Raw genomic sequence first — 17362 nt, 5'->3', positions numbered from 1 at the left:
AGATTTGATGATTATACGGCCTTCAATTTGCCTGTAACAGCATAAAACAAATAAGTTTTAACATTTTCAAAACCCATTGCCAATAATAAATCCTTGTAAAGCTGAACCTGTTCTATATGTTTGTTGCTTTCTTCCAGGGTAAATTTATAATCCAGCACAATTACTTCATCCTGGCCGATTAAAATCCTATCGGGGCGATGAAGTTTACCATTTTCGTCGATGATGCTTTTTTCGGTAATACTTTCCTGGGCACTGTTTAAAATTGCTTTTAAATCGGGATGTTGGAGCACTTCATTAACCGATTGATGTAAAGCATCTCTTTCGCTTATTTGGATAATACCCTGCATTACCAGGTCATCTAAATAGGCATCTATCTCTTTGTCGGTACTGGCACTGGCCAAAATATCATGCAATAATGAACCTTTTCTGCCCGATTGCTGGATGTTAACCAAATGTTTGAGGTGTTTGTCTTCTGAGGGAACATACAACTCGGAAAGCCTGCCAGTGGTTGGGTAATGATCAAGATTGATGTGGTTAATTTCATCGGTTTTGCTGTTGATCATCACATACTCCACAATTTCGTAGGTGCTGTTTTCATTCAAATGCTCCTCAAAGGTGAGGTTAAGTACATCTCCAATGTTGGATAATGTAGCATCCTTTTTGGCCATTGTAGATAAGTACAGGTAATCTTTAGCACGTGTAGTAGCCACATAGAGCATATTTAGGGCATCCATATTGTTAAACAGGAGCTCTTCATAATAGGCCTTTGCGATGGATGAGTTTGCCAAATCGCCACTGTATTTTAAGGGGATGCCTCTCAATTCTTTATAAACCGTTTCTTCTGATGAAACCCAGAAAGTGGAGTTTGGCTTGCCTTTGATCTCCCAGTTGCAGAAAGGGACAAAAACGGCTCTGAAAGCTAATCCTTTAGATTTGTGTATGGTAATGATCTGGATGGCATCTACACCATCTGGCGAAGGCAGGGATTTTTTGACCCCATCTTCATCCCACCAGGTGAGAAATGCTATAATCCCTTTTTCGCCTAACTTATTGGCGTTGGCTGCTAAATCTCTAAAGGCCAGCAGGTAAGGTAAGTGAGCTGTTAGCTGTTTTAGGTTGTAACACTCAATCAGTATTTCTACCAGTTCTGTTAGAGGAAGCTGAAGCCAGCTTTGCCAGTTATCGCATAGTGTTTTGGGCAAAACTGCCGATAGATTGCTGATTGAATTGTTATTCAGATTTAAATAATGATCGGCATGAGCACTTATTCCCCGAAGTGATTGATAAAGGGCAATACAATTGGCTTTGTAAAGCGCATTCTGACTATCTAAGCCAACAAGTGTTTTTAAGGTATTGATGATTAGTTTTACTGCCGCATTATTGGCAATTAACAAGGCATCTCCTGATATAACAGGAAGATTTTGCTCCATTAACTTTTTAACGGTTAGCAGGGCCTCGCTATTAGAGCGTACTAATATGGCGATATCTTTTAGGGCATATTTCTTTTCGGTAATGAGCAGCTGAATTTCACTTACCACATCTTCCAGGGCCAAATCTCTAAAAGTTGTTTCGGTAAAACGGGCTTCGCCTGGTGCGTCTTCTTTGCTGAATTTCCTGATTTTGATCGTTCCACCCTTTAAGGTACTGCTGGCAAAGTTCTGGGTAGATTGACTATAAATATCGGTAATGATCCTGTCGTAGTTTTTGTTGCCCCACCAGGCATTTAAATCGGCCGATTTCTCCTCAATATTTTGATTGAGTTCTCGCTGTAAGGCAATGGGGATGGAGCGGTATAAGAAGTTATTGAAAGAGATAATATTTTCTGCACTGCGGTAGTTTTCTTCGAGACTTTCTTCTATTACATTATCTATACCCACATCCCTTTTAGCATGCTTATGTAAGATATTCCAATCGCCATTTCGCCATCGGTATATAGACTGCTTAGTGTCGCCAACAATAAGGTGATCGATTAAATCATCGCTAGGTGTGGCCATGGCGTTGGTTAACAGCGATTTAAAACTACCCCATTGACTGGTAGAAGTATCCTGAAATTCGTCGAAAAGAAAATTCCGATAGCGGTTACCCACCTTTTCCCAGATAAAAGATGGATTATCGCCTGCATCTTCTGTTATTCCAGAGATGAGTTTTTGTGCATCACTAATGAGTAAGTTGTCGTTTTCTGCGCGATATTCTTTTAGCAGAACAGCAATTTCCTGCATTAGGCGGAGGTAATATAAGTTTTTGTTAAATGCAATAGCTAAGCCATAATTGGGTAAATGAGCTATATAGTGTTTTTTAATATCCTGAAGAATCGGGTTGATTTCTGCGTACAATTCAGGAAGGCTCACATTCTTTTGAAACCATTCGTCGGGTTCATCAATGTAGCTAAATAAGCTTTCTATCTTTGAAAAATCGCCACGGGCAACTAAAATTAATTTCTTTAAACCATTTCTGGATTTTCCCTTCAGTTGGTCATCATCTACGCCAGCATTTTGAAGGCTTTCGTGAGCCTTGGTAGCCAGCGCAATAATTTCCTGTTCAAAGTTTTTAATCTCTTCCTTGGTTACCTGAATATATTTTTTGAACAGCTCGTCTATATTTTCTACGCCCAGCTCTTCCACTGCTGTTTCAAAAATCTGGAAGCGTTCAGAGAAAATCTCACCGATTAGGTTATAAAGTTCTAATTTATAGTTCCAGCTTTTGTTATCGCTGATCCGCTCAATGGCGAGATCAATAATCCATTGCAAAAGCTGTTTGTTGTGGTCTAAATTGGCATCCAGTTTGGCTACTAAATCATCTTTAACCTTATCATAATTCATTTCTAAATTATAATCGGCATTAAGCCCCAGTTCAAAAGCGAAACCGCGGATTACTTTCTGCACAAATCCGTCAATGGTGCTAACGGAGAAGCGGCTGTAATCATGCAGGATTTTCCGGTAAATTTTATCTGCCTTAAACTGTAGATCCGCAGCGCTAAAATTTGGATAGGCTTTAATAATTAATTGGCGGTAATCGTCAATCTTTTTGGAAGGGTTACCTTGAGCGAGCCCCAATAAAACCTCCAAAATCCGGGTTTTCATTTCCTCTGTAGCCTTATTGGTAAAGGTTACGGCCAATATCTCCCGATATTTGTTTTCACTGCTGAACAGTAAAGTTAAATAATGGGCAGTGAGGCTAAAGGTTTTACCAGAACCAGCTGAAGCTTGAAGGATTTTGAGGGGTTTGGGCATATCGTTATTAATCTACAGGGTAGATGCGCTAATATTTAATTTTGTTTTGATCTGCAATCAGAAATAATGAAAGTTTCTAAAGCAATCATTACAAATTGCATATTTTTCAGCACATCGTCAACAGAAAATCGATTAAAGATAGCTTTTGCCAGTATGCTGAGTTTTGTCAGCCGGATGAAATGGTTCAGAAATCCTGACTACTTTTTCTTTGCTGGGTTTTTTCTGATTCTCGCTGGTCGTTTCTCCATTTCAAAAGGGATTTCGAGTAAATCGCGGATAACCACTGATGCGCATGCACCGCCAAACGCGGCTGGGAGATAAGAAATTGTTCCATAAGCAGAGCGTTTGAAGTTACTGCCATCCGTTAAAATTAAGGAATCGCGTTTCACTTCCTCTGTAGAGAAAACAGCTTTCACTTTTTCCACGTTTGGCTGTTTATTTAATCGTTTACGTACATAGCTGGCAAAAACACATTGGTAAGTGCTGGGCAGGTAAGTAATGCGAAGTTTGGTTGGGTCGACCTTACCACCGGCACCCATAGAACTTACAATAGGAATGTTTTTTTCTAATGCTGTATTTAGTAAGGTGATTTTAGGCATTACACTGTCAATACAATCCATTACATAGTCGTAATTGGATTCTAAAATTTCCCTGCACTTATCTGGTGTAAGAAAAGCATTTACTACATGAAGCTTTAATTCCGGATTAATGGCCAGTAAACGTTCTTGCATAATTTCAGCCTTGCTTACCCCATGATTGGTAGCCAATGCCGGTAGTTGCCTGTTCCGGTTACTTGGATCAACCACATCGCCATCCACAATAGTCATTTCGCCTATGCCAGAGCGGCAGATAAATTCGGCTGCAAAAGAACCTACGCCGCCTAAGCCAATAACGAGAACATGTTTAGATTGAAGCTTTTCTATTCCATCATTTCCTACCAATAATGCAGAGCGAGAAAGCCAGGTAACCTCAGACATAACTATATATTTTTTGTCGCTGAAACTTAAATGAAAACGCAATACTTACCGCTAATTTTTAAGCCTCTAAAGCGAATTGTTAATCAATTATTAAATTTAATTTTTTCCAGTTGGCAAAAATACATGCTTTAAGCTCATCAACAGTACATTTTTTTAAATTAGCTGCGGCTTCATAAATTTCTACGATTGAAATTGATGCCTCATCTGTTTCTAAAAAGAAATGGTAATCGGATTGTACAAGTGCCGCTGCTCCAGAATCTGATTGCAGCAACGCTGTTCCGTAGGAAAGCAAGAACCCGTTATCGATAAGCTGTTTTCCCAATGCTTCTTTTTTGTTAAAGCCGTGAATAATCATAGGAACTTTTACTTTGAGTCTCTTTTTAATTTCGATCAGCTCTGAAAAAGCTTTCACACAATGAATGATCAATGGCTTGTTTAATGATTCTGCAAGGGCAATTTGTTGTTCGAATATCGTGATCTGATCTTCTAATGGAGCACCTTTTAGCTTGTCTAACCCACATTCGCCAATCATTTTAACGTTAGCTTGTTTGGCCAGCACCTTTAAATAGGTCATCTGTATTTCCAGTTTATCTATACTGGCAAACCAGGGATGGAGGCCAATGGAAATCGGCTTTCTTTTAGGCATCGCCAGGAAGATATCGCTGGTTAACGATAAGCTTTGAATACTGGCAACCCCTTGTTGTTGGGCAACTTTATGGGTATGTATATCTAAAAAGTCCATTGATGGACAAAGATAAGCTTTTGTTGAAAATGTACTTCTACTGTAAATACTTTGATAGTAATCTATTAAATGAGTAGGCTTTATTAATTTTGTATCTTCATTTAAAAGTTATGAAAAGATTATTCACATTATTAGCTGCGGTATTGATTTCGACAACTGCATTTAGTCAGGCCAAAAAGGAAGCTGTTCATATTTACAACCCTCAGGCCAATGCAAAGGCAGATCTGGCTGCGGCTGTAAGTAAGGCGGCAAAAGAGAATAAACATGTTTTGGTACAAGTAGGCGGAAACTGGTGTACCTGGTGCATCGCTTTTCATAATTTGGTTGATAGCACAGCAACGTTGAAGAAATACATCAATGATAATTTTGAAACTGTTTTAGTGAATTACAGTCCTGAAAATAAAAACGAAGCTGTATTGGCAGATTTAGGTTATCCACAACGATTTGGTTTTCCGGTTTTTGTGGTGCTGGATGGAAAAGGAAAAGTTTTGCATATCGAGAACTCAGCTTATTTAGAAACGGATGAGGTTGGCGCTAATGGCAAAAAGAAATTAGGGCACGACGTAAAGAAAATTAATTCGTTTTTAAAAGGCTGGACTAGCGCTGCGATAAGTCCTAAAACTTACGAGACTAAAGCTAAATAAAGCGAAAAAATGACATTAAAAAGCCAGGCTCAGCGCCTGGCTTTTTGTTTAATCTTCCTCTTCTTCTAAGTCATCAACATTGAGTTCATAAGAAGGCCTCGAGGCTTCTTCGGCTTGCTCCAGCATATCTTTATCGTGCTCAATACTGATATTGTCGCCATCGGCCTCTTTTATATTTTCTACATCATCTTCTCTGCGCAATCCATCATTCGGATCATTGGCGTAATTGTCATTTTCTGGATCTATCATAATTTTAGGCTTTATAATAGATAATGCTTGGTAGGAGAGAATTGTTTTGGTTGGAAGCTTAATTAACTAGTCCTGAGTCTTAAGTCTTTAGTCCAAAGTCGTCATTTGACGTATAACACGCAACCCACAACCCATTTAACCACCTAAGGCACCTCAGTTATGCACTCAGACCCACAACCCATAACACGCAACCCATAACCATTTTAACCACCTAAGGCACCTCAGTTATCCTCAGGGACTTATTTCACAATGGATTGCAGAACTGGTACGTGGGCCACGAACCAGGGGCACAATGAGAAGGCACGCCACCCACAACCCAACTACAATCCGTCTCCAAACTTATAATAAGGTGCAATGCTTACCGGAAGTTTTCCTGAGGGAACTAAGCGGTTATTGATGACTGCAGCTGCCGAAATTTGCATGTAATCTTCCTTTTGGTAGCCCACAATTAAACCTCTGCTGCTCTCTAATCCTGGTAAGCTGGCTAAATTATAAGGGTTTGCAAATAATGCAAAAACAGTATTCTTTGCCGATAATTCTTTGATGAAATTTTTAACCCCTGTATTTAAAGGCATGTTATTGGCTGGCCTGGCTCTGCTATCGTGGATACCCACAATTATCTGGTCGAAAGCACCAATTTCGCGTGCAATGTTTGAAATTTGGGTGGCGGTAGCATCTTTATCCAATACATAGTATACGGAGTTATAAAAACCTTTTGAAATCTCTTTCTGGAATTTGGTTACGCCACTTACACCAATACTTATGATGGCTGTTCTTCTAATCGGAATAAGGTTCTTGATGTATTCTTTCCCTTTCAATAATGTTACAGAGGCATTTGCCAATTCCTGAACCAATGCATTGCTCTCTTTACGGTTAACACCCGCAACAATGTTTTGGGTAACAATGGTGTCGCGTTTATATACTCCAGCCCAATATTTGGCGGTTAAAATTTTTCTTACGCTTTCATCAATGATTTTCATATCCAGGCGATCCTGACGAACGGCTCTACGGATTAATTTAATTGCCCTATCACTATTTTGTGAAAGTTCTAAAATGTCATTTCCTGCAATTACGCCCATTAAATCTGCCTGCCCATCTTTAAAGTATTTCACTACCCCTTTCATATCCATAGCATCAGAGATAATTAAGCCTTTGAAGCCTAGTTTTTGTTTCAAAATGCCGGTAACTATAGGTTTAGAAAGGGTAGAAGGTACGTTGGGTGTATTGTCTAACGATGGGATATTCATGTGCGCAATCATCACGCCTGAAGCGCCCTGTTTAATCAACTCTTTAAAGGGATACATTTCCAAACTGTCTAAACGGGCTGCTGTAAAATTCAGTTGCGGCAAGTCGTAGTGCGAATCTACATCGGTATCGCCATGACCCGGGAAGTGTTTTAAAGTGGTTAATAAACCACCGTCTTGCATTCCCTTCATATATGCGGCAGTTTTTGAGGCCACATTGTACTTGTTTTCTCCAAAAGAACGGTAGTTAATTACGGGGTTCTTAGGGTTGTTGTTAATATCGGCATCTGGAGCTAAATTCATTTGCATGCCCAGACGTTTAAAATCTTTGGCCACTTCTAAACCCATACGATAAATCAAATCCTTGTTCTGGATGGCACCCAAGGTCATTTGGTAAGGGTATGAAATGGTGCTGTCTAAGCGCATACCTAATCCCCATTCTCCATCTGAAGAAATGAGTAAAGGCACATGACTTACTTTTTGATAGGCATTGGTTACGGCAGCCTGACGGCCAGGGCCACCCTGGAAAAATACTACACCACCCAACTGCTCCTTTTTAATCACCTGACCAACAGAGTCTGAATATTTTTTGCCGAGATTGGTGTGTGCCCTAACAAAGAACATCTGGGCAATTCGTTCTCTACGGTTTAAGGTTTTAAAAACAGAATCGACCCATTGAGGTTGATTGGCAAGAAGCTCTAAATATGTTTTTTTCTGCGCGTTTGCTGATAGCGCTGCAAAGCAGATCAGGATAAGGATAACGTTCTTTTTCACGTGTGTTTTGTTGTATTCGATGCTAAAATAATAATCAAAAGCCGAATTAAACAAAAACCAATCCAAGTAATTGATTTAATACGTTTGAGTTGTAAGTAATAAAGTGATAAGTTATAGGTTTTAAGTTATAAGTCTGGAAGCACTGATTCAGGTATTTCGCAAAAATTGTTTCACCACGAAGCGACCAAGTAGTTTTGAAAAGCCAGGTCTTATTTTTCATTATATGTCTTACATAGTGAAATAATAAGCACCATGCTTTCTCTGTGTAAAATTCAGTGCGCTCAGTGGTTACCAGCCCATAAAGCCAACGTTTTTCTAAATAATCCAAACATATTTAGTTGGCAGAGGTTATTATAATAGCGCTCGGTAAATGAGTATTAACTAAAAATATATCGTTATGAAAAATGTGAGCATGCCGAAAAACAACCCAACTGTTCAAGGGAATTCAATTGCCGACAGGGCAAACCACGATTTAAAAACTGATAAAAAACAAAATGGGATAACCAATGGGGGAGGTCAGCGGTCTGACCAAACTTCGAATAAAGACAATGCCAGGAAAAGAGAACCTAAGCATTAATTGCGCGTTATAGGCTGTGGGTTCCAGCGTTAAAGACTCAACCCTCAGCCTCTAACTTTTTGTTTTCATAGATTGCTCTTCAATTTGGCCTAAGACTAATAAAAATTAGTCTTCGTTAGCCATGGCAATAATATCATTTCCTTCCAAAATTCTCCGTTCATCATGATGATTCAATGTATTGATCATCGCATTGGCTAATTCTTCCATGGTGCAAAAACCTTTTGAATAAATGGCTCTCCCAATCGGAAATAGCCATCCAATATATTTATAAAATTTGTGTGTGTATTTTGATCCCTTGATGGGTTTAATAAAACCTGGCCGAAAATTGAAAACCTGAAGAAATGGAAGTTTTGTGAGGTCTTTTTCAGTCTTTCCTTTTATCTGCGCCCATTTTAGCCTGCTCTTTTCTCCTGTTCCACTACCAGAAATATAGCAAAAGGTCATGTCGTCGTTTAAACGGCTCAATGTTTTAGCTACATGTAATGTGAGTGTATAGGTCATTTTGTAATAGATTTCTTCCTCTACGCCTACTGATGAGATGCCCAGACAAAAAAAGCAAGCATTGTATCCCTTAAGCTGTTCCTCTAAGGGAGAGAAATCAAAGAAATCGGAATGGATAATCTCTTTTAGTTTAGGGTGAGTATATCCACAAGGCTTACGGTTAATGACCAGGATGTGATCTATTGCTGAACTTTTTAAACATTGAATGAGTACGCCTTCTCCCACCATTCCCGTTGTACCCGTAATGATTACTCTGTTTTTGGTAGCCATTTTTTAACTCAATTTATAAGGTGATGTATTAGAAACCCAATTTAAGATAAAAGGTTTGAAAGCCAAAATGCCTTAATGAGAGGCTCATTAAGGCATTTTAATTTTATCTTAAACGTGGTCCTTTCATTTGATAATCATGAGGGGGCTCTGCACCTAAAAGATTTTTAACAAAATAATCCCAGCGGCGACGCATCATATAAGGTGAGTATTGACCAAAACCATGGGTGCTATTCGGGAAAATCACTAAATCGAAAGATTTATTGGCTTTCTCCAAAGCTTCAACTACCAAAAGGGTGTTGTATGGCGGAACGTTATCATCCATCATACCATGTACCAACATCAATTTACCTTTAAGGTTTTTCGCATAATTTTGGTTAGCCTGAGCTTCATAATCAGTATTTTCTAGTAAACCATTATAACGTTCGCCCCAATCGTCCTCGTAGTTTCTGTTGTCGTGATTTCCTGATTCTGAAATGCCTACCTTAAAGAAGTCAGGATAACGGAACATGGCTGCTGCGGTAGCGAATCCGCCACCCGAATGTCCCCAGATTCCAACTTTTGTAGTATCCATTGGGTATTTTACAGATAATTGTCTGATTGCAGCGATTTGATCTGGAAGCGTGTTAATGGCCATATTGCCATAGCTCATATCATGGAAACTTTTAGAGCGGTTAGGGTTGCTTGTACCTTCCATTACCACTACGATAAAACCCAGTTCAGCTAATGCCTGGTTGTCGCCTCTTGAAGCAACGAACGACCAATTTCCAACACTGCCACCCTGTGGACCCGGATAGATGTAATCTATTACCGGATATTTTTTGCCAGCCTCCATTTTAGTGGGTGTAAATACTAGCCCATAAATATCGGTTTTACCATCTCCGGCTTTTAGTGCAACGGGGATTGGCGCTTTCCAGCCTTGTGCAGTCAGCCTGCTTACATCGGTTTTCTCCAGGTTAATTAAAAGCTCTCCTTTAAGATTGCGGAGTACAATGGTTGCCGGAACATCAGGTTTAGAATAGCTATCGATAAAATACAGGTTAGAAGGAGAAAAAGTAAGTTGGTGATTTCCGCTTTCAGGGGTTAAATCGGTTAAACCTTTGCCATTAAAACCTATTTTATAGAAATGGCTGAAGTAGGGGTTTGCCGCATCGCGACCGCAGGCTATAAAATACAAAGTGCGGTTCTTTTCATCTACCTGAATCAATTTCGTTACCACGAAATTACCCTTGGTAATCTGGTTTTTGACTTTTCCCGTTGTCGCATCATAAAGATAAAGGTGCCCCCAATCATCACGCTCCGAGTACCAGATAATTTCTTTGGTATCGGAAAGGTACCTCCAGTTAATGGTTCCCTGGCCAGATTCATATTGTGTTTTTACAGTTTCTTCAAACACCTCTCTTACTGCACCTGTACTGGCATTGGCAATGCGAAATTTCTCATTTTTATGATCTCTGGAAGTAGATACAAAAGCCATTTCGCTTCCATCAGCTTTCCAATCAATATCGTCAAAAGTACCACTGCTGGCTATATCATCGCTTAAAGTGCCACGGTGCTGATCGGGAGCAATGTTCAGTGAAATCACCTTCGGGCTTTCCACGTCAATAATGACCCTTCTAATGGTAGCAATTTCCTTATCTCCTGGCAAAGGATATTTCCATGCTTTCAATTTTGGTGCACCTACATTGGTGGTTACGAGATACATATCTTTAACGTGGCGCTGATCTTGCTGAAAAGTGGTTAACTTTTTAGAATCTGGCGACCACCGTACGATTGGCGCATCACTATGTGTCCAGCCCGCATTATCCGTTGCATACCCATAATCTTTTATCCCATCGGTGGTTAGCTGTGTTTCCTTGCCAGAAGCCAAATCCTTTACCCAAAGATTGTAATCTTTAATGAAAACAGCTTTTTTGCCATCTGGAGAGACAACCTCATTTGGGCCGGCTGTATTTCTACGGGCCTGACCAGCGCCATTTTGATTATTTGCAGCAGGTGTTTTCGTTTTCTTAAGGGGATCAACCAAATAAGTTTGCGTCCCTTTTGCGGTTCTAACTGTATAAGAAAATTGGTCGTTTGCCAGCCAGTTTGGTCTTACACTGCCATTATCTATAAATGGTTCAGTGTTATAGCTTAAAAAACTTTCGGCTCTTTCGTAATCTTTTTCTGTTAAGGTTTTTCCTTGTTGAGCGTTTGCTGAAAGTGCGAGTGCACAAGCAGTTAGGCTAAGCAAATATTTGTTCATTTGTACGGTTTTATTCTAGTTGATAAAAATAATACTGTTAAATGGATATGAATTTAAAGTATTAAGAATAATACAGAGGGGTTTTTACTTTAAAACATATCTTTCCAAATATCCTCATCAACTGCAACAGGTAGTGTCACCCTCAAATCTGGTGTCCGCTCCATTTCTCTTCTGATGGCAAAGTCGGCTTCCTGGTTTCTTGCCCAGCTGCGTCTTGCAATGCCATTATTCACATCGTAAAAGAGCATGTTTTTTAGTTTTTCTGAAGCCTCATTCGTTCCATCGAGTACCATACCAAAACCTCCGTTTATCACTTCACCCCAGCCTACACCCCCGCCATTGTGAATAGAAACCCAGGTTGCACCCCTGAAACTATCGCCAATTACGTTCTGGACGGCCATATCTGCCGTAAATCGGCTTCCATCGTAAATATTGCTGGTTTCCCGGAAAGGGGAATCCGTTCCGCTTACATCGTGATGATCGCGGCCTAATATTACAGGGGCAGACAGTTGGTTGTTTTTCACGGCCTCGTTAAATTTCTCGGCTATTTTAGCCCTTCCTTCTGCATCTGCGTATAAAATTCGGGCTTGCGAACCTACAACCAGTTTGTTGGCTGCAGCTTCCCTAATCCAGGTGATGTTGTCTGATAATTGTTCAATGATTTCCGCTGGTGCGGAAGCTTTAATTTCTTCTAGAACCTCCAGGGCAAGACGGTCTGTTAGTGCTAAATCTTCTGCCTGGCCTGAGCTACATACCCATCTGAAAGGCCCGAAGCCATAATCAAAACACATAGGGCCCAAAATATCCTGAACATAAGAGGGGTACTTGAAATCAATTCCATTGGCCGCCATTACCTCGGCACCCGCTCTGCTACATTCCAATAAAAATGCATTGCCATAATCAAAAAAGTAGGTGCCCTTCGCTACGTGCCGGTTAATTGCTGCAGCATGTTTCCTTAACGATTCCTGAACTTTTTCTTTGAACAAATCTGGGTTGCCAGCCATCATTTCATTGGCGGCCTCAAAGCTTAATCCGCTAGGGTAGTATCCTCCAGACCAGGGATTGTGGAGGGAAGTTTGATCAGAACCGATTTCAATGGATATATCTTCTAAATCAAATCGTTCCCAAACATCAACCACATTGCCTACATAAGCAATAGATACGGTTTCTTTATTTTGAACGGCAATTTTTGTACGTTTTACGAGGTCGGCCAGGTCAGCTATCAGTTCATCTACCCAACCTTGTTCGTGTCTTTTTTGAGCTGCTGCCGGATTAACTTCTGCACAAATGGTGATGCAACCGGTAATGTTTCCGGCTTTGGGTTGAGCGCCACTCATCCCGCCAAGTCCTGCGGTAAGAAATATTTTGCCCGCAGGATTTTCTTTTGCAGACAATTTCTTCCTAAAAGCATTCATTAAGGTGATGGTGGTTCCATGTACAATGCCTTGAGGACCAATATACATATAAGAACCCGCTGTCATTTGTCCGTATTGGGTAACACCCAATGCACTGAAGCGTTCCAGATCATCTACTTTTGAATAATTCGGAATCATCATGCCATTGCTAACCACTACCCTGGGTGCATATTTAGACGATGGAAATAAGCCTTGAGGATGCCCGCTATACATATTCAGGGTTTGCTCATCTGTCATGGTGGCCAGGTAGCTCATGGTGAGGAGATACTGCGCCCAGTTCTGAAAAACGCCCCCATTTCCACCATAAGTAATTAATTCTTCAGGGTGCTGGGCAACTGCCGGATCGAGATTATTCTGGATCATGAGCATGATACAGCCTGCATGTAAGCTTTGATATGGGTATTCGCTTAGAGGCCTGGCATAAATGGCGTAATCAGGCTTGAAACGATGCATATAAATCCGGCCATAGGTATTTAGTTCTTCCAAAAAATCGGGAGCCAAAACATGATGCCATTTCGCAGGAAAATACCGAAGTGCGTTACGTACAGCCAGTTTTTTTTCTTCGGGGCTAAGTATATCCTTACGTACTGGCGCATGATTGAGCGCGGGGTTATATGTTTTCTTTTCGGGCAGTGTAGCTGGAATACCCTGTATGATTTGTGCTTTAAAGTTCATTTTTCAGATTTGAGTGTACACATTTCCCGTTCTTCCAAACCTGAACGGGTTTAAGTTTTCCTTGTTGATAAAGGATTTCCTGATGGTTTGAGGTGGCAAAGAGGTTAAAATCGGCCAACATACCCGGTATCAGTTGTCCTCTGTCGTAAAGATTAAGGGCTTTCGCTGCTCTAAAAGTGATTCCGGCCCATACCTCAGCATTAGACAGTTTTTGGAAAGTACCCAAGATCGAGGCTTGCATCAAAAGGTCGCCCATTGGTGCAGAACCAGGGTTCCAATCACTTGCAATGGCTAAACAGCCACCTGCATCCAAAATTTTTCTCGCAGGAGTAAAAGGGCAGCCTAAGCCTAGGGATGCCCCAGGTAAAGCAACAGACACAACTTCGCTATTAGCCAGCAGGTTGATTTCAGGATCTCCGCTCGCTTCCAAATGGTCTGCGCTTATTGCATTAAAGTCTACTGCTACCGCACTTCCACCAGGGCTAAATTGATCGGCATGTACAGTGATACTGAACCCATATTGCTGCGCAATTACAAAGTAGGGGCGAATAACTTCAGCAGAAAATGCACCCTGTTCAATAAAGGCATCAATACGGGTAGTTAGATTTTCTTTTTGAATAACTGGAAAAAGCTCCTGGCTGATTTGTTGCAGATACTTTTCATGCGTACCTTCAAAATCTTTAGGTAGTGTATGCGCAGCCAAACAGGTAGGGATCAAATCTGCTTCCGTTTCTTTGTTTGCTGCGGCAATTGCACGAAGCATTTTCAATTCTTCTTCTACACTAAGACCGTACCCGCTTTTAACTTCTATGGTGGTTACGCCTTCTTGCAGGTGTTTATTGGCTCGAGCTTGGGTTAAGGCAGTAAGTTCAGTTAAGCTGGCTTGGCGTGTAGCTTTAACCGTATCCCATATGCCGCCGCCGGCGAGCGAAATTTCGAGGTATGACTTACCCGCATTGCGCATGGCATAATCATTTGCTCTGGAGCCTGCAAAACAGATGTGTGTATGTGCATCGATAAATCCGGGTATGCAAACGTGATCACCTTCCAGTAATATTTTGGTCGCTTCTAAACGGTTAGCATCTTCCAGCAAATCGTTATAAGGCCCGGTTTTATAAATCAAATCGCCTTGCATCAATATTCCGGCCTGAAGAACAGGTTGTAAAACTTCATCTCCTAGCGGGCCTTTTTCGGCAAGGTCTGAAAGGGTAATCAACTGTGAAATAGGGCCGATCAGGCAATATTCATTTTCCATGATTAGTATTTTTCGAATTCCTCATTAAAACCATTCAAATTTGATTCATTGGCTGCTTTGTTGGCAATTTTCAATAACTCACCACTTTGCACCAGATCTATCGTGCTTTGCATCAAATCGTACATAATCTGGTCTTCCTCCAGGTGTGCTACCTTCGTGCGTACCGCATCGTGTATAGCATTAATTACCTTGCCCGACTTTAAAGGTAAATGGTAATCCATGGCTTGTGCAGCACAGAAAAGCTCGATTCCCAGTATTTTTTCTACGTTTTCAATCACCTGAAGTGCTTTTCTTCCACCTATGGAGCCCATACTTACGTGATCTTCCTGCCCCAATGAGGTTGGGATGCTATCGGCACTTGCCGGGAAACAAAGGCCTTTATTCTCGCTGGCCAGTGCTGCGGAAGTGTACTGTAAAATCATGAAGCCTGAGTTAAGCCCTGTTTCTTTCATCAGCAGTTTAGGAACACCGGGTGTGGTGCCTTCTAATGACAGGTATATTCTCCTATCGGAAATATTTCCCATTTCTGAAGCCGCCAAACAAGCATAATCTAAAGGAAGAGCCATGGGTTGGCCATGAAAATTACCACCACTGATGGTGAGTTCTTCACTGAAAATAACCGGATTATCGGTTACGGCATTAATTTCAATCTCCAGCATTTCTTTGAGGTGCAGCCAGGCATTTCTGGAGGCCCCATGTACCTGAGGAATACAGCGTAACGAATAAGGATCCTGCACCCTTGAACAGTTGGAATGTGAAGGCACAATCTCTGAACCATTTAATAAGTTGCGGATATTGGCTGCAACATGCTTACTTCCCTTGTACGGCCTTAAGTTATGTAATCTTTCATCAAATGGTTTGGCAGAACCCAATAAGCCCTCTAGCATCATAGCGGCTGTAATATCGGCTACTGCAAGCAAATTGTGCATTTTCTGGACTACTTTTACGGCATGGGCGGCAATAAATTGTGTACCGTTAATTAGTGCCAGTCCTTCTTTTGCCCCTAAAAGGATTGGTATGAGGCTATAGGTTTCTAACAGGTTTTTGGTTTCTACTATTTCTCCTTTGTGGTGTACTTTCCCCAAACCGATTAAGGGTAGGAAAAGGTGGGATAGGGGAGCAAGATCGCCAGATGCACCAACAGAACCCTGTTTAGGTACAACCGGAGTAATGTTATTTTCCAGAAACCAGATCATGCGGTCGAGTGTAGCCTCCTGGATACCCGAATACCCTTGTGCTAAAGCCTGTAATTTAAGTACCAGCATGAGGCGGGAAATTTCTTCTGAAACAGGCTCGCCAATACCCACTGCATGACTTTTTAAAATATTTTCCTGCAACTTGCGGGTATCTTCAGCAGAGATCATTTCTGTACACAGCGGCCCAAAACCGGTATTAATACCGTAAACTGCCTTAGTAGAGGAGGCAATCCGATCTACTACTTCACTGCTCTGCCTAACCATTTTTCTAGTTTCCTCGCTTAATATGCCATTTATTTCCCCATTGCTGATGGCCAGGGCTTTACCCACAGTAAGGGTATCTGTTCCGTATTGAAAAACCTGTTTCACGATATTCTTATTAATAGATTCAGAACAAATATAATTTATACTTTTGATGCTTATAAATACCATTTACATCATCAATTAATAACTATGGGTTATCAGATAGAGTTGAGGCACCTGAAATATTTTCAAGTACTGGCAGAAGAACTGCGGTTTAGAAAGGCTGCTGAAAAGTTATTTATTTCTCAACCTGGTTTGAGCCGGCAGATTAAGCAGATGGAAGAAATTTATGGTGTTGATTTATTTGTGCGCAATAAACGGAAAGTAGAATTGAGCACTGCCGGAGTTTATTTAAAAGCAGAGGTCGATTTTATTTTTAACCATTTAGAAACGATTAAAACGCAGCTTGATAATATTGGTAAAGGAAGGGAAACGGAGTTGCGGATTGGCTTTTTGGGTTCTGCAGCGCAAAATGTAGTACCCGAACTTATTTTTCGGCTCAATAAAACGTATCCTGGTATACAAACATTGCTGGAGGAAATGCCCAATCAGTTACAGGTACAGTTGATTGAAAAAGATAAGCTCGATCTCGGATTTGTGCGTTTGCCCCGTGTGCCGGAGGGTATTTCCCGGCATCCGATTTTTGAAGATACTTTTTCTCTTGTTGTTCCTGAAGATCATCCCGTTAATGAGCGGAATTTCCAAAACATCAGACAACTGGCTAATGAGCCTTTTATCTTTTTCTCGAGCGAGGATAGTCCACTTTATTATGATTTAATCATGAGTATTTGTGAGGATAGTGGATTTAGACCAAAGGTATTTCATAAATCGGTACACGCACCTACCATTTTTAAGTTGGTAGAACAAGGGCTTGGGGTAGCCATTGTCCCGAGTTCCCTGCAGTTGGGCTATCACCTTAAAATCAGGTTTTTTGAGCTGAAGAATATTCCTCAGCGTACAGAACTTTCAGTCATCTGGAAGGAATCTAACCGAAATCCTGCATTGCAGAATGTAATCGCATTGCTCAGGGGGTGAATTAGTCCTCAGTCTGGAGTCTTTAGTCTGAAG

Annotated in this window: 13 protein-coding genes; 3 read left to right on the top strand and 10 right to left on the bottom strand. The window is 40.9% G+C overall.

Translation table 11 applies throughout. The annotated features are described in order from the left end of the window. Nucleotides 1–11: 11 nt before the first annotated feature. From BMX11_RS20655 to BMX11_RS20645, 3 genes are all read right to left on the bottom strand, one after another. Nucleotides 12–3230: a UvrD-helicase domain-containing protein gene (locus BMX11_RS20655; RefSeq protein WP_090888270.1), complete on the bottom strand. Its 3219-nt coding sequence runs from the start codon at nt 3228–3230 to the stop codon at nt 12–14. 197 nt (nt 3231–3427) lie between these two features. Next, nucleotides 3428–4207, bottom strand: coding sequence for a tRNA threonylcarbamoyladenosine dehydratase (locus tag BMX11_RS20650; protein WP_090888268.1), 780 nt, complete (start codon nt 4205–4207; stop codon nt 3428–3430). 79 nt (nt 4208–4286) lie between these two features. Further along, the gene (locus BMX11_RS20645; RefSeq protein ID WP_090888266.1) at nt 4287–4949 is read right to left on the bottom strand and encodes a TatD family hydrolase; all 663 of its coding nucleotides are present in this window, start codon (nt 4947–4949) and stop codon (nt 4287–4289) included. Nucleotides 4950–5059: 110 nt separating this feature from the next. Between BMX11_RS20645 and BMX11_RS20640 the strand changes: the two genes are divergently transcribed. Continuing rightward, the gene (locus tag BMX11_RS20640; protein ID WP_090888264.1) at nt 5060–5593 is read left to right on the top strand and encodes a thioredoxin family protein; all 534 of its coding nucleotides are present in this window, start codon (nt 5060–5062) and stop codon (nt 5591–5593) included. Between the two features lie 48 nt (nt 5594–5641). Here the strand turns inward: BMX11_RS20640 and BMX11_RS20635 are convergent, their stop codons facing one another. Together BMX11_RS20635 and BMX11_RS20630 are read right to left on the bottom strand one after the other, a co-directional pair. Beyond that, nucleotides 5642–5842 carry a hypothetical protein gene (locus BMX11_RS20635; protein WP_090888262.1) on the bottom strand — a complete coding sequence of 67 codons (201 nt, stop codon included), beginning with the start codon at nt 5840–5842 and terminating at the stop codon, nt 5642–5644. 320 nt (nt 5843–6162) lie between these two features. Beyond that, nucleotides 6163–7860: a glycoside hydrolase family 3 protein gene (locus BMX11_RS20630; RefSeq protein WP_090888319.1), complete on the bottom strand. Its 1698-nt coding sequence runs from the start codon at nt 7858–7860 to the stop codon at nt 6163–6165. A gap of 397 nt (nt 7861–8257) precedes the next feature. Between BMX11_RS20630 and BMX11_RS20620 the strand changes: the two genes are divergently transcribed. After that, on the top strand, nt 8258–8437 hold the full coding sequence (locus BMX11_RS20620) for a hypothetical protein (RefSeq protein WP_090888258.1): 180 nt from the start codon (nt 8258–8260) through the stop codon (nt 8435–8437). Nucleotides 8438–8542: 105 nt separating this feature from the next. Here BMX11_RS20620 and BMX11_RS20615 read toward each other — a convergent pair whose 3' ends face one another. From BMX11_RS20615 to hutH, 5 genes are all read right to left on the bottom strand, one after another. After that, a complete protein-coding gene (locus BMX11_RS20615) occupies nt 8543–9208 on the bottom strand; it encodes a Rossmann-fold NAD(P)-binding domain-containing protein (RefSeq protein ID WP_090888256.1) in 666 nt (221 codons plus the stop codon). 103 nt (nt 9209–9311) lie between these two features. Continuing rightward, the gene (locus BMX11_RS20610) at nt 9312–11450 is read right to left on the bottom strand and encodes a S9 family peptidase (protein ID WP_090888254.1); all 2139 of its coding nucleotides are present in this window, start codon (nt 11448–11450) and stop codon (nt 9312–9314) included. 89 nt (nt 11451–11539) lie between these two features. Continuing rightward, nucleotides 11540–13540, bottom strand: a complete 2001-nt coding sequence (locus BMX11_RS20605) for a urocanate hydratase (protein WP_090888252.1) — start codon at nt 13538–13540, stop codon at nt 11540–11542. Then, nucleotides 13530–14795, bottom strand: coding sequence for an imidazolonepropionase (hutI, locus tag BMX11_RS20600; protein WP_090888249.1), 1266 nt, complete (start codon nt 14793–14795; stop codon nt 13530–13532). Before hutI ends, BMX11_RS20605 begins: the two co-directional genes overlap by 11 nt. A gap of 2 nt (nt 14796–14797) precedes the next feature. Continuing rightward, entirely contained in the window at nt 14798–16360 is a 1563-nt protein-coding gene (gene hutH / locus BMX11_RS20595; RefSeq protein WP_245738728.1) for a histidine ammonia-lyase, read from the bottom strand. An 84-nt stretch (nt 16361–16444) separates the two neighbouring features. Between hutH and BMX11_RS20590 the strand changes: the two genes are divergently transcribed. After that, entirely contained in the window at nt 16445–17329 is an 885-nt protein-coding gene (locus BMX11_RS20590) for a LysR family transcriptional regulator (RefSeq protein WP_090888247.1), read from the top strand. Nucleotides 17330–17362: the final 33 nt, after the last annotated feature.

Source organism: Pedobacter rhizosphaerae (assembly GCF_900111155.1).
Classification (GTDB): domain Bacteria; phylum Bacteroidota; class Bacteroidia; order Sphingobacteriales; family Sphingobacteriaceae; genus Pedobacter; species Pedobacter rhizosphaerae.
The sequence above is the reverse complement of the archived record's forward strand: the minus strand, read 5'-3'. Positions and strand labels throughout refer to the sequence as shown.

Coding starts and splice junctions, on each gene's coding strand:
- BMX11_RS20645 (WP_090888266.1), bottom strand. CDS start 4,949: ATGGACTTTTTAGATATACATACCCATAAAGTTGCCCAACAACAAGGG.
- BMX11_RS20620 (WP_090888258.1), top strand. CDS start 8,258: ATGAAAAATGTGAGCATGCCGAAAAACAACCCAACTGTTCAAGGGAAT.
- BMX11_RS20610 (WP_090888254.1), bottom strand. CDS start 11,450: ATGAACAAATATTTGCTTAGCCTAACTGCTTGTGCACTCGCACTTTCA.
- BMX11_RS20615 (WP_090888256.1), bottom strand. CDS start 9,208: ATGGCTACCAAAAACAGAGTAATCATTACGGGTACAACGGGAATGGTG.
- hutI (WP_090888249.1), bottom strand. CDS start 14,795: ATGGAAAATGAATATTGCCTGATCGGCCCTATTTCACAGTTGATTACC.
- BMX11_RS20605 (WP_090888252.1), bottom strand. CDS start 13,540: ATGAACTTTAAAGCACAAATCATACAGGGTATTCCAGCTACACTGCCC.
- BMX11_RS20640 (WP_090888264.1), top strand. CDS start 5,060: ATGAAAAGATTATTCACATTATTAGCTGCGGTATTGATTTCGACAACT.
- BMX11_RS20655 (WP_090888270.1), bottom strand. CDS start 3,230: ATGCCCAAACCCCTCAAAATCCTTCAAGCTTCAGCTGGTTCTGGTAAA.
- BMX11_RS20650 (WP_090888268.1), bottom strand. CDS start 4,207: ATGTCTGAGGTTACCTGGCTTTCTCGCTCTGCATTATTGGTAGGAAAT.
- BMX11_RS20590 (WP_090888247.1), top strand. CDS start 16,445: ATGGGTTATCAGATAGAGTTGAGGCACCTGAAATATTTTCAAGTACTG.
- BMX11_RS20635 (WP_090888262.1), bottom strand. CDS start 5,842: ATGATAGATCCAGAAAATGACAATTACGCCAATGATCCGAATGATGGA.